Raw genomic sequence first — 12,837 nt, 5'->3', positions numbered from 1 at the left:
AACAAGACAAGGGGTGCCAGGATGTTAAAGGTACAGGAACTTAGAGAGCTAATCAAATTAGTAGATCAATCAAGCATAAATGAATTTGTTTATGAACAAGAAGGAATTAAAGTTAAATTAAAGAAAACAAACCAGGAGCAGCCTGTTTCTGTTGTATATCAGGCTCCTGCACAGCCAGCTCCAGCTGCTATGCAAGCGGCCAAGCCCGTTATTGAAGCTCCTAGTGAAAGTGCTGCACCGCAGGTCTCAGAGAGCCAGCCGGCCAGCCAGGAAAACTTACATAAAGTTACTTCGCCAATGGTTGGCACATTTTATTCTTCTCCATCTCCGGATAAAGGCGCATACGTGCAAACAGGCTCTAAAGTGAAAAAGGATTCTATTGTCTGCATCGTAGAAGCAATGAAACTATTTAACGAGATTGAAGCAGAAGTAGACGGAGAAATTGTTGAAATTCTAGTGAAGGATGGCCAGCTTGTAGAGTATGGCCAGCCATTATTTTTAGTAAAGCCTTAATGAGGAGCTGTTTCACATGATTAAAAAGGTACTGATTGCAAACCGGGGGGAAATTGCCGTCCGTGTCATACGTGCATGCAAAGAAATGGGCATCGAAACAGTTGCCGTATATTCCGAGGCTGACAAAGAAGCTCTTCACGTTCAATTGGCTGATGAAGCTTATTGCATTGGTCCCACTGCTTCTAAGGACAGCTATTTGAATACAACGAATATCATCAGCGCGGCAAAGCTGACAGGGTCTGATGCCATCCACCCTGGTTATGGGTTTTTGTCTGAAAATGCAAATTTCGCAGATCTATGCAGGGAATGCAGCCTGATATTCATCGGCCCAAGCCCTGAAGCCATCTCCAAGATGGGTACAAAGGATGTAGCAAGAGAGACAATGCGTGAAGCAGGAGTGCCGATTGTGCCGGGATCCCGCGGAATCATTGAAAATACCGGCCAGGCCATTGAATTGGCGGAAAAAATGGGTTACCCGGTAATCATAAAAGCTACTGCAGGCGGAGGCGGAAAAGGCATCCGGGTTGCACGCAGCGAAGAAGAGCTGGTGAATGGCATTAATATTACCCAGCAGGAAGCTGCGACTGCTTTCGGCAATCCTGGTGTGTATATTGAAAAATATATTGAAGATTTCCGTCATGTCGAGATCCAGGTTATGGCAGATTCTTTTGGCAATGCGATTCATCTTGGAGAGAGGGATTGCTCGATCCAGAGAAGGCTTCAAAAGCTGCTTGAAGAAACACCTTCACCTGCACTTGACAGCGAAATACGCCAGGAAATGGGCGAGGCAGCCGTGAAAGCGGCCCTTGCGGTTGACTATACAGGTGCGGGCACAGTTGAATTTATCTATGACTATAAAAACCGTTCATTTTACTTCATGGAGATGAATACAAGAATCCAGGTAGAGCATCCTGTTACGGAAATGGTGACTGGGGTTGACCTGATTAAAGAACAAATCCGTGTTGCATCCGGACAGAAGCTTTCGCTTTCACAAGAAGACGTAACCTTTAATGGATGCGCTATAGAATGCAGGATCAATGCTGAAAATCCTGAGAAGAATTTCATGCCTTCAGCAGGGAAGATACAAATGTATCTGCCTCCAGGCGGCTACGGCGTACGCGTCGATTCAGCGGCATATCCAGGATATTCCATACCGCCGTATTATGATTCAATGATTGCGAAACTGATTGTGCACGCGCCGACAAGGGAAGAAGCAATTGAAAAGATGAAACGTGCCCTGGGTGAGTTCGCGGTTGAAGGTATTCATACAACGATTCCTTTCCATATTAAACTTCTCAGCCATGAGCAATTTGTGTCCGGAGAATTTAATACTAAATTTCTTGAATTATATGATGTAATGGATTCATAATGAAAACTAGATGGGAGGCCTGTTGAATGAGCGAAGAAATTCAAATGCTTGAAATGAATGAACACAGCAACGGACTTGGAAAAGTGGAGATTGCCCCTGACGTTATAGAGGTTATCGCAGGGATTGCGGCTGGAGAAGTAGAGGGAGTCGCGTCTATGCGCGGCAACTTTGCATCAGGCGTTGTCGAAAAACTTGGCAAGAAGAACCACGGAAAAGGTGTAAAGGTTGACATAGCCGGCGAGGGCATCAAGCTTGATTTATACTGTGTGATGAAATTTGGAGTTTCCATTCCAAAGGTAGCTCAGGAAGTACAGGATAATATCAGGGAAGCGCTGCTGAATATGACGGCATTAGATGCGGATGAAATCAACATACATGTTGTGGGCATTCAATTCGAAAATGCCAAGGCTGAAGCAGAATATGAGCAGGAAATGTAATTGATTAAAACAAAAACCCGGCCATTGCCGGGTTTTTGTTTGGAAGTGTGCCGGTTTGAGGCATTCTGACGAAAATTCTTTTAGATGCCCCTGCTCTAGGCTGTTTAAACGGCCTTATATTTAGGCATACAAATAGGTAGATAAAAAGAAATTCTTGTTTAAAGGTTTCTCTGAAGCACGATTTCTGTTACAGTGTAAAATAGTGATTTATTTACTGGAGAATGATAATTCCTCCATTTTTCGGTTGGATGAAAGACGGACTATCATTAAATCTTAATGTTGTGGGTAAATATTTAATAAATGTTCGTCTTTTTGATGATTTTCATATATAATAGTAGATATTAAAGGAGCAAAACCATGAAAAGAAGATTAGCCCGTGAAAAAGCACTGCAGGCAGTTTACCAAATTGAAATCAGCAAATCTGAAATTGGAGATGCCATGGAAAGTGTTTTAGATGGCGGCAAAACAGATGAGTATTTCGAAGCCTTAGTGAAGGGTACTGTTGAAAACAAAGAAAAAATCGATGGAATCCTGCGTGAAAACCTTGAAAACTGGACCATCGAAAGACTGGCCAACATCGACCGCAATCTGCTGCGCATTGCTGTTTATGAAATGGTGTACAGTGATGATGTCCCAGTTAATGTGGCAATGGATGAAGCTATTGAAATTGCAAAGAAATTCGGTGATGACCAATCCGGCCGTTTTATCAATGCGGTTCTTTCCAAAGTGAAAGATAAGCTGGAATAGAAATCAGGGCTATCTCTGCATATAGCTTTGGCAGTGCTTGTCAGACAGTAAAACTGCCAGGGCATTGCCTTGCCTTCGGTTTGGAAAGGCAGCCTGATTTCTTTTTGGATCATGCGGTTTCTTTGCAGTAAATACCGACTGGAAGGATGATCTGACATGACAGCTCAATTAATTAACGGAAAAGAAATTGCTCAATCTGTGCGAAACGGTATTAGCGGGGAAGTAGACCAGCTTCGTGAAATAGGAATCATTCCTGGCCTGGCCGTTATTTTGGTAGGAGATAATCAAGCCTCAAGAACATATGTTAAAAACAAGCAAAAAGCGTGCCAGGAGCTGGGAATCCATTCTGTTCTGATTGAACTCCCTGATACTCTTACACAGGCGGAACTTTCCGGGAAAATACAAGAATTAAACGAAGACAGCAGCATCCACGGGATTTTGGTTCAGCTGCCGCTGCCGCCGCATATCCGGGAAAAAGAAATTATTGAAACCATTTCTCCTGAAAAAGATGCAGACGGATTTCACCCTATCAATATTGGCAGGATGATGACAGGACAAGATGCTTTTCTGCCATGCACTCCGCATGGAATAATGGTCATGCTTGAGCATATTGGCTATGAAATCGAAGGCAAACATGCGGTGATCGTAGGCCGCAGCAATATTGTCGGCAAACCGGCTGGACAGCTTTTCCTCAATAAAAATGCTACTGTTACATATTGCCACTCCAAAACAAAAAATCTTCCTTTTTATACAAGGCAGGCGGATATACTGGTTGCAGCAGTCGGCATCAGGGATACCATCACCGCTGATCATGTCAAAGAAGGCGCTGTAGTCATTGATGTCGGCATGAATAGAAATGATGAGGGCAAGCTGTGCGGCGACGTTTCTTTCGAGGAAGTCACCCGTAAAGCCTCTTACATCACACCTGTTCCGAAAGGCGTGGGGCCTATGACAATTGCCATGCTGCTAAAAAATACGGTGAAAGCTGCAAAGAAGATCCACAAAGTGTCTCTTTAATAATAGGCTCTTTTCTTAGAGACTGCTGTTTTTTAATAAGTTCTGTGAGGAGATACACTTGATAATTCAGGCATCGTGTTCCATAGCAGCAAAGTTTACGAAAACAGCCTATAAAAAGAAGCAGTTTATTCTGGCATACATGCAAATTGTATCGTAAAAACACATATTACTGTCCAAATCCTTAGAAGAAGCTGCCCTGTTGCTTTATAATAAATAGAGGGCAGCTTTTTTGTATGCTTCCATTTAGGATAGGAATTTTTCTTTAATACATATATAATGGTGTCTGACTCCAGTGTCTGCTTCATCAAGATAGCGAGCTTTGAAGGAGAGAAACGATGGAAAATGAAAAATACTTAAGTGTGTGGGCATTGACGAAATATATCAGGCGGAAATTCGATGCCGATCCGCATCTTCAGAACGTTTACATAAAAGGGGAAATCTCGAACTTTAAGCGCCATTCAAGCGGCCATATGTATTTTACATTAAAGGATGAAAAAGCACGGCTTTTGGCTGTTATGTTTTCTGCAAACAGCTCGCATCTTAAATTTCAGCCGGAAAATGGCATGAAAGTGCTGGCAAGGGGAGATGTGTCTGTTTACGAACAAAGCGGCCAGTATCAGGTATATGTGAAATCCATGTCGCCGGATGGAGTCGGAGACCTTTATTTAGCTTATGAACAGCTTAAGAAAAAGCTTGAAAATGAAGGGTTATTTTCACAAAACCATAAAAAGGCCATTCCCAGGTATCCTGTCACGGTCGGAGTGATCACTTCACCGACAGGAGCAGCATTGCGCGATATTCTGACAACAATTAAAAGAAGATATCCCATTGCGAAAGTGATTATTTATCCTGCCCTTGTGCAGGGAGCCAATGCTGCAGCCTCTATTGCCAAGGCCATTACGATTGCCAATGCAAGAGCAGAGGCGGATGTCCTCATTGCAGGAAGGGGCGGGGGATCTATTGAGGAATTATGGGCATTTAATGAGGAAGTAGTGGCCCAGTCCATTTATGATTCTGATATTCCCATCATTTCTGCTGTAGGACATGAAACGGATTTTACAATCGCGGATTTTGCAGCGGACCTCAGGGCCCCGACACCGACGGGAGCGGCCGAGCTGGCTGTGCCTCATTATAATGAAATCCTTGAGAAGATAATGAACCGAAAAATACGGCTGACGCGCTTTATTCATGAAAGAACGAACTTTGAAAACAGCAAATTGGCACGCCTTGAAAAATCATATGCATTCCGATATCCAAGGAAAATGTATGAGCAAAAAACAGAACAGCTTGATCGGGCAACGGAGCGGCTTCAGCGGGGGAGCAGCAGATATTTCGTCAAAAAAAGTGAGCAGCTCGATAACATTCATGCAGTCCTCAAAAAACAGCATCCAGAACAGCAGCTTACTGAAATGAGAGCAAAGCTGGATCAGAGGCTAAAAGATCTTAACCGCCGGATGGAAGGGGTTTTCAGGGAAAACACCCAAAACTTTATCCGAATGACGGCTACCTTGTCGGCTCTGAGTCCTCTGAAGATTATGGAGAGAGGATATGGTCTTGTTTTTGACAATAAAGAAACCCTTGTTAAAAGCACGGCGCAGGTGAAAAAAGGCGAACTGATTGAAGTGCAGATTAAAGATGGAACGCTTGAATGCGAGATAAAAGAAATAAAGGAGAGAAACGGCGATGAGTGAAAAGAAAGAAATGAGCTTTGAAGAAGCAATGGATAATCTTGAAGAAATTGTCGAACAGCTTGAAGAAGGAGATGTGCCGCTGGAACAGGCCATTTCCATTTATAAAAAAGGAATGGACCTGTCGAGACTATGCCATCAAAAGCTGAAAGCGGTGGAAGATCAGATGGCACAGATCCTTCAGGAGGACGGAGAGCTTGCAGGCTTCTCAGTTCAAGAGGAGGAGTAAATATTGAGTACATTCCAGGAATTTTCTAAGCAGTATAAAGACATCACTGAAAAACAACTTATCGAATATGTGAGCCGGCTTCATTCGCCTGCTGTTTTAAAGGAAGCCATGGCATATTCCTTGAACGCCGGCGGCAAAAGAATCCGCCCATTGCTGATTTACGCCGTTTTGTCTTCCTTCGGCAAGGATCCGGCTGCAGGTATTCCTGCAGCATGCGCAATTGAAATGATTCACACCTATTCATTGATACATGATGATCTGCCCAGCATGGATGACGATGACTTAAGAAGAGGGAAGCCAACTAATCACAAGGTTTATGGGGAAGCAAATGCCATCCTTGCGGGTGATGCCTTGCTGACTCACAGTTTCCAGCTGATTGCTGAAGCTGGTCATCCAAGTGTTACACCAGAGATGAAGCTTGAGCTTATATCACAAATGAGCAAGGCTTCAGGTGCAGAAGGCATGGTCGGAGGACAAATAGCTGACCTTGAAGGTGAAAATAAAGAGCTTAGCCTAACTGAGCTGGAGTATATTCATGAACATAAAACAGGTAAAATACTAGCATTCAGTGTACTTGCCGGTGCAGTTTTATCAGGTGCAGGAGAAATCGAAAGAAAGCATCTTGAACGTTTTTCCTTTCATCTCGGCCTTGCCTTCCAAATTCAGGATGATATTCTTGATATTGAAGGCTCAGAAGAGAAAATCGGAAAGCCGGTCGGAAGCGATTTGGATAACCATAAAAGCACCTATCCATCACTTTTAACCTTACAGGGCGCGAAGAAGAAGCTTTCTGAACATATTGGCGCTGCACATGAAGAACTTCGGAATGCAGGTTTTGAATCCGGTTTGCTTCACGACATTACTGATATGATCGGAAACCGCGACCATTAATGTTGTTGTCATTGAATGAGTTTGTTAAGAAATCGTTAATATGGTATACTCTACTTGCGATTTCAAGCAGAAAATTGTCGTAAAATGAAGTCCGGAATTTTTATACCCTGCACCTGCTGGGAAAATGGGATGACGGTCAATAAAACTGCTGCGGTGCAATGAAAATAACCGCAGCAATAGATCTCTTAAGTTGAAAGTGCTAAGCCTGTTCTGGCTGCAGTTTGCCTTATTGAAGCGGAGGGGCCGGCCGGTGCATATATGTTTAAGCCGCTGATTCACCCAGGTGTCGGCGGTTTTTTACAATACCGTCCGGACCCCGGAGCATGAACAGGCAAGTATCTTGCCATATAAATGAATGTTAGTAAGAGCAGTTTTAGCCCGTGAAAGAAGGGCCATAGTTTTTAGCCGCACCGCCTCTGTTAACCTGGAGGCTGTTCTCAAGAAAAATAAAATGACTTTTTCTAGCAAAAGCAACCAGTCGCAATAACAAATGGCTGTGCGGCTATTATGCTTTTACAACTAGGAAATTAGGAAAGTGAGTGATCCAATTTGGATCTTCAGTCTATAAAAGACCCTTCATTTTTGAAAAAAATGAATAATGAAGAATTAGAAGCCCTGAGTGCAGATGTAAGGAAGTTTTTAGTGGAAAAATTATCCATCACCGGCGGTCATATTGGCCCTAATCTTGGAGTGGTTGAGCTGACAATAGCCCTTCATAAGGAATTTAACAGCCCTAAAGACAAAATTCTTTGGGACGTCGGCCATCAATCGTATGTTCATAAAATCCTGACTGGCCGTGCCGGGGAATTCGATACGCTGAAAAAATTTAAAGGTCTATGCGGATTCCCGAAAATGGCGGAAAGCGAGCATGATGTCTGGGAAACAGGACACAGCTCCACTTCCCTTTCAGGAGCAATGGGAATGGCTGCGGCCCGTGATTTGAAAAAGGAAAATAACTATGTTCTTCCTGTAATAGGCGACGGTGCACTGACCGGCGGAATGGCTCTAGAAGCACTGAATCATATCGGATCAGCAAAAACAGATATGATTGTCATCCTTAATGATAATGAAATGTCGATAGCCCCGAATGTCGGAGCGTTGCATACCGTTCTCGGAAGGCTCAGGACTGCGGGCAAATATAATTGGGTCAAGGATGAGCTTGAATACCTGCTAAAAAGAATACCTGCTGTCGGGGGGAAAGTAGCTGCAACAGCTGAAAGAATTAAGGATAGCCTTAAATATCTGCTTGTTTCCGGCATTTTCTTTGAAGAGCTGGGGTTTACCTATTTAGGCCCTGTTGACGGACATAACTATGAGGAACTGTTTGAAAACTTCAGATATGCCAAAAAAACCAAGGGTCCTGTTTTGCTGCATGTGATTACAAAAAAAGGCAAAGGATACACGCCCGCTGAAACCGATAAAATCGGAACATGGCATGGCACAGGCCCTTATAAGGTAGAAACAGGCGCATTTGTCAAAACGCCTGCTTCTGCACCGGCATGGAGCTCCCTTGTCAGCGAAACCGTGAGAAGGCTTGCCCGCGAGGATGAAAGAATCGTTGCCATTACCCCTGCTATGCCTGTTGGCTCAAAGCTTGAAGGGTTTGCAAGCGAGTTTCCGGAGCGCATGTATGATGTGGGAATTGCCGAACAGCATGCGGCTACATTTGCTGCTGGCATGGCCACACAAAACATGAAGCCGTTTTTGGCAATTTATTCCACTTTCCTTCAGCGTGCATATGATCAGGTGGTACATGATATATGCCGCCAAAATCTGAATGTATTCATTGGGATTGACCGTGCAGGACTTGTCGGCGCAGACGGGGAAACCCATCAGGGCGTATTTGATATTGCCTTTATGAGACATATTCCAAATATGGTCTTGATGATGCCTAAAGATGAAAATGAAGGGCAGCATATGGTAAATACAGCGTTAAAATATGATGATGGCCCAATCGCCATGCGTTTTCCAAGAGGAAATGGCTGGGGAGTGCCAATGGATGAAGATCTGAAGCAAATTCCGATTGGAACATGGGATGTGTTAAAAGAAGGCACCGATGCCGTTATTCTGACTTTTGGAACCACGATCCCAATGGCTCTTGAAGCCGCTGAGATTCTTCAGAAGCAAGGGTATTCCATTAAAGTGGTGAATGCAAGATTCATCAAGCCGCTGGATGAAAAAATGCTGCATGAATTATTCAGTGCAAAGCTTCCTGTTCTTACTATTGAAGAAGCTGTTCTGCAAGGCGGTTTCGGAAGCTATGTGCTTGAATTTGCGCATGATCACGGATACCAGAATATTATCGACCGTATGGGAATTCCTGATCATTTCATTGAGCATGGAAGTGTTGAACGCCTCCTTGAAGAAATCGGCATGACCACAGAAGATACTGTAGCCAAATTAAAATCGATAACACCTAAAAAGCAAAAAAGGGCTTGAGTAAATGAAGGCAAAGAAAGAAAGACTGGATGTACTGCTAGTGGAACAGGGGCTTGCGGAAACGCGTGAAAAAGCTAAGCGTTCCATTATGGCAGGACTTGTTTATGCAAATGAAGTAAGATTGGACAAACCAGGCGAAAAAGTACCGTCTGATATCGTTTTGACCATAAAGGGAAAGGTTATGCCCTATGTTTCAAGAGGCGGCCTTAAACTGGAAAAAGCGCTGAAAAACTTTGATTTGACTGCTGAGGGGAAAGTGCTCCTTGATATTGGCTCATCAACCGGAGGATTCACGGATTGCGCCCTGCAAAATGGAGCAAAAATGTCTTACGCCCTTGATGTAGGGTATAATCAGCTGGCATGGAAGCTGCGGCAGGATGAGCGTGTAAAAGTAATGGAAAGAACCAATTTCCGTTACGTGACCCCGGCTGATTTGGACGGGCCTATGCCGGATTTTGCGAGCATAGATGTTTCCTTTATTTCTTTGACCCTGATACTGCCGGTGCTGAAGACACTGCTTGTACCGGGAAGCAATGTTGTAGCGCTGGTGAAACCGCAGTTTGAGGCAGGGAAAGACCAGGTTGGCAAAAAAGGTATTGTCCGCGAGCCTAAGATCCATAGAGAGGTACTGAGCAAAATCATAACTTTTGCCCAGGAACAAGGCTATGACATCAAAAACGCTTCGTACTCCCCGATTACTGGCGGAGACGGCAATATCGAGTTCTTGCTTCATTTGCTCTGGGAAGGCTCTAAACAAAAGGGAGAAATCCTGCTTGATCAGAGTGTAGAAGCCATTGTTGAGGAAGCCCATAAGGAACTGAAAAATCCGAACAGGGAATAAAATACTTTCGGCACTAATCCCAAGGCGATGTGCACTCGTCTTGGGATTTTTTTGTCAGGCGCCCAAAAAACGAGAAATAAATGTACAATTTACTGTAAATCCGCTAACATTGATTTTATATGGCTACAATAGAGATAAATGAACATGGGCAGCAGGGGAGAAAAGGCTGAGGGAGCGTTTTTTAAAGCCTGTCTGACATGTTAGGAACTAAGCTATCCGCTTGTGGAAAGCTAAATACTCGTGAGGTGCTTCTTTTTGATGAATAAAGGTCAGCGACATATAAAAATTAGAGAAATTATTGCCAACAATGATATAGATACACAGGATGAGCTAGTGGATGAACTGAAGAGTGCCGGTTTTAATGTAACCCAGGCAACGGTTTCCCGGGATATTAAAGAGCTTCATCTAGTAAAGGTACCGCTAATGGATGGAAGATATAAATACAGCCTTCCTGCAGACCAGAGGTTCAATCCGCTTCAGAAGCTAAGACGAATGCTGATTGATGCATTTGTAAGGATAGACTCTGCAGGCAATCTGCTGGTAATGAAAACATTGCCGGGGAATGCCCAGGCAATAGGTGCTCTGATGGATAATCTGGACTGGGAAGAAATTTTAGGAACGATTTGCGGGGACGATACGTGCTTGATCATATGCAGGACTCCTGAGGATACCGAAGTGATTTCCAGCAAATTTTTGGACATGCTCTAAAATACCAGGTGAGGTGATCTAGGATTGTTAACTGAATTATCCATAAGGAATTTTGCAATTATAGAGGCTCTGTCGATTTCATTTGAAAAGGGCCTGACCGTTTTGACCGGAGAAACAGGAGCCGGAAAATCAATTATTATTGATGCAGTCCATCTTCTTGTTGGAGGCAGGGGATCTGCAGAGTTTATTCGTCACGGAGAAACCAAGGCGGAAATAGAAGGTTTGTTTGAACTGGATGAAGAAAAGCATCCTGTATATGCGAAGGCTGCGGAATTCGGCATTGATGTCAGCGATGGAATGATCGTTTTGAGGCGTGATATGTCATTAAGCGGTAAAAGCGTCTGCCGCGTAAATGGGAAATTGGTGACCATTGCCGTCTTAAGGGAAATAGGCAGGACACTCATCGATATTCACGGCCAGCATGAGCATCAGGAATTAATGGATGAGCGCCTGCACTTGCCATTGCTTGATCAGTTTGGAGGCGAAAAAATTTCATCGGCCCTGGCAGAATATAATGATCTTTACCGTAAATATGATGCAGCGGTCAAGCAATTGAAAAACCTGAGCCAAAACGAACAGCAGATGGTGCACCGCCTTGATTTAATCCAGTTTCAATTTGAAGAAATTCAAAATGCGGCACTCAGGCTTCAGGAAGATGAAGAGCTGGCTGAGGAACGGAAAAAAATCAATAACTTTGAAAAAATCCATGAGGCGCTTCAAACCAGCTATATGGCTTTGAGCGGTGAGCAAAGAGGGCTTGATTGGCTGTCAGTTGCTATGAATGGCCTTGAAGAGGCAGCAAGTCTTGATGACAGTGTCAAGGAAACATCCGAAACTGTTTCAAACAGCTTTTTTATTTTGGAAGATGCCGTATCGGCAATCAGGGATAGCCTTGATTCACTGGAATATGATACAGAACGGCTGGATTTCATCGAAAGCCGGTTAAATGAAATTAACCAGCTGAAGAGGAAATACGGCAAATCAATAGATGATATATTGGAGTACGCAGCGAAAATCGAAGAGGAAATTGAAACACTCCAGAACCGGGAAACACATATTGCCAAATTGGAAAAGCAGATATCGTCCATTAAAGCGGATTTATGGCTGGAAGGAAAAAACCTCTCTGAGCTGAGACAAAAATTTTCCAGGCAGCTGACAAAGAAAATTCAGCAGGAGCTAAAAGAGCTTTATATGGAAAAAACGGTCTTTGAAGCGCACTTTCATAAAACTGCACATTCTGTGAATGATCCTGCTGAACAGGATTTTGGAGTCAAAGGCATGGATGTGATGGAATTTTATATTTCAACAAATCCCGGAGAACCTTTAAAGCCGCTTTCTAAAATTGCATCCGGCGGTGAACTGTCCAGGATCATGCTTGCCTTAAAGAGCATCTTTTCCAAACACCAGGGAATTACCTCTATCATCTTTGATGAAGTGGATACAGGTGTCAGCGGCCGAGTGGCACAGGCCATTGCTGAAAAAATCTATAAAGTGGCCGTGGACTCCCAGGTACTCTGCATTTCCCATCTTCCGCAAGTAGCAGCAATGGCAGATACGCACTTATTCATCGCGAAAAATATTAAAGCAGGTCGCACTAATACCTCTGTCCAGCCATTGTGCAAGGAAGACAAAGTGAAGGAAATTGGAAGAATGATTTCAGGAGTGGAAATTACAGATCTTACAAAACAGCATGCCCAGGAACTGCTGCACCAGGCAGAAAAACTTAAAACGGCACAATAAGGCTGCCATTTACAGGATATTTTTAGGGCTTCCTTATCCGTCTTGGCGATTCGGAGTTCCGCGCTTGTCTATAGAATCATTTTCACCATAATAAGGCCCATTATACATGTTTGCAGCCGGCCATGCCGCCATACAGAGTTCATACATTTCATTCCATGAAAAGCTATCCAAAAACGGATAGCTTTTATTTTTTGCTGAAGTTATAAATGCTTGCCGGG

The 12,837-nt window shown here is 43.6% G+C and carries 12 protein-coding genes; all 12 read left to right on the top strand.

The annotated features are described in order from the left end of the window. Positions 1-21 precede the first annotated feature (21 nt). The 12 genes from accB (at position 22) to recN (ending at position 12,619) form a co-directional block, all read left to right on the top strand. Positions 22-513 (top strand): acetyl-CoA carboxylase biotin carboxyl carrier protein, encoded by a 492-nt coding sequence (gene accB, locus ACN6MY_RS17475; RefSeq protein ID WP_419881327.1) that lies wholly within the window; start codon positions 22-24, stop codon positions 511-513. Positions 514-529: 16 nt separating this feature from the next. Then, the gene (gene accC / locus ACN6MY_RS17470; protein WP_419881326.1) at positions 530-1,882 is read left to right on the top strand and encodes an acetyl-CoA carboxylase biotin carboxylase subunit; all 1,353 of its coding nucleotides are present in this window, start codon (positions 530-532) and stop codon (positions 1,880-1,882) included. A gap of 26 nt (positions 1,883-1,908) precedes the next feature. Next, positions 1,909-2,319, top strand: a complete 411-nt coding sequence (locus ACN6MY_RS17465) for an Asp23/Gls24 family envelope stress response protein (protein ID WP_419881325.1) — start codon at positions 1,909-1,911, stop codon at positions 2,317-2,319. A 357-nt stretch (positions 2,320-2,676) separates the two neighbouring features. Continuing rightward, entirely contained in the window at positions 2,677-3,066 is a 390-nt protein-coding gene (nusB, locus tag ACN6MY_RS17460) for a transcription antitermination factor NusB (RefSeq protein WP_419881324.1), read from the top strand. Positions 3,067-3,222: 156 nt separating this feature from the next. After that, positions 3,223-4,083 (top strand): bifunctional methylenetetrahydrofolate dehydrogenase/methenyltetrahydrofolate cyclohydrolase FolD, encoded by an 861-nt coding sequence (gene folD, locus ACN6MY_RS17455; RefSeq protein ID WP_419881323.1) that lies wholly within the window; start codon positions 3,223-3,225, stop codon positions 4,081-4,083. A gap of 335 nt (positions 4,084-4,418) precedes the next feature. Next, on the top strand, positions 4,419-5,774 hold the full coding sequence (gene xseA, locus ACN6MY_RS17450) for an exodeoxyribonuclease VII large subunit (protein WP_419881322.1): 1,356 nt from the start codon (positions 4,419-4,421) through the stop codon (positions 5,772-5,774). Beyond that, complete coding sequence (locus ACN6MY_RS17445; RefSeq protein WP_071352260.1) at positions 5,767-6,000, top strand: exodeoxyribonuclease VII small subunit; 234 nt, start codon at positions 5,767-5,769, stop codon at positions 5,998-6,000. The genes xseA and ACN6MY_RS17445 overlap by 8 nt, the downstream gene beginning before the upstream one ends. Continuing rightward, positions 6,001-6,891: a polyprenyl synthetase family protein gene (locus ACN6MY_RS17440; protein WP_419884202.1), complete on the top strand. Its 891-nt coding sequence runs from the start codon at positions 6,001-6,003 to the stop codon at positions 6,889-6,891. Positions 6,892-7,440: 549 nt separating this feature from the next. Then, positions 7,441-9,330, top strand: a complete 1,890-nt coding sequence (dxs, locus tag ACN6MY_RS17435) for a 1-deoxy-D-xylulose-5-phosphate synthase (RefSeq protein ID WP_419881321.1) — start codon at positions 7,441-7,443, stop codon at positions 9,328-9,330. Positions 9,331-9,334: 4 nt separating this feature from the next. Then, positions 9,335-10,171, top strand: coding sequence for a TlyA family RNA methyltransferase (locus ACN6MY_RS17430; RefSeq protein WP_419881320.1), 837 nt, complete (start codon positions 9,335-9,337; stop codon positions 10,169-10,171). Positions 10,172-10,429: 258 nt separating this feature from the next. Continuing rightward, on the top strand, positions 10,430-10,879 hold the full coding sequence (gene ahrC, locus ACN6MY_RS17425) for a transcriptional regulator AhrC/ArgR (protein WP_419881319.1): 450 nt from the start codon (positions 10,430-10,432) through the stop codon (positions 10,877-10,879). 24 nt (positions 10,880-10,903) lie between these two features. After that, complete coding sequence (recN, locus tag ACN6MY_RS17420; RefSeq protein ID WP_419881318.1) at positions 10,904-12,619, top strand: DNA repair protein RecN; 1,716 nt, start codon at positions 10,904-10,906, stop codon at positions 12,617-12,619. The last annotated feature ends 218 nt before the right edge of the window (positions 12,620-12,837 follow it).

Origin of the sequence: Peribacillus sp. B-H-3, assembly GCF_048572925.1 — a bacterium.
In the GTDB taxonomy this organism is placed as follows: Bacteria; Bacillota; Bacilli; order Bacillales; family DSM-1321; genus Peribacillus.
The sequence above is the reverse complement of the archived record's forward strand: the minus strand, read 5'-3'. Positions and strand labels throughout refer to the sequence as shown.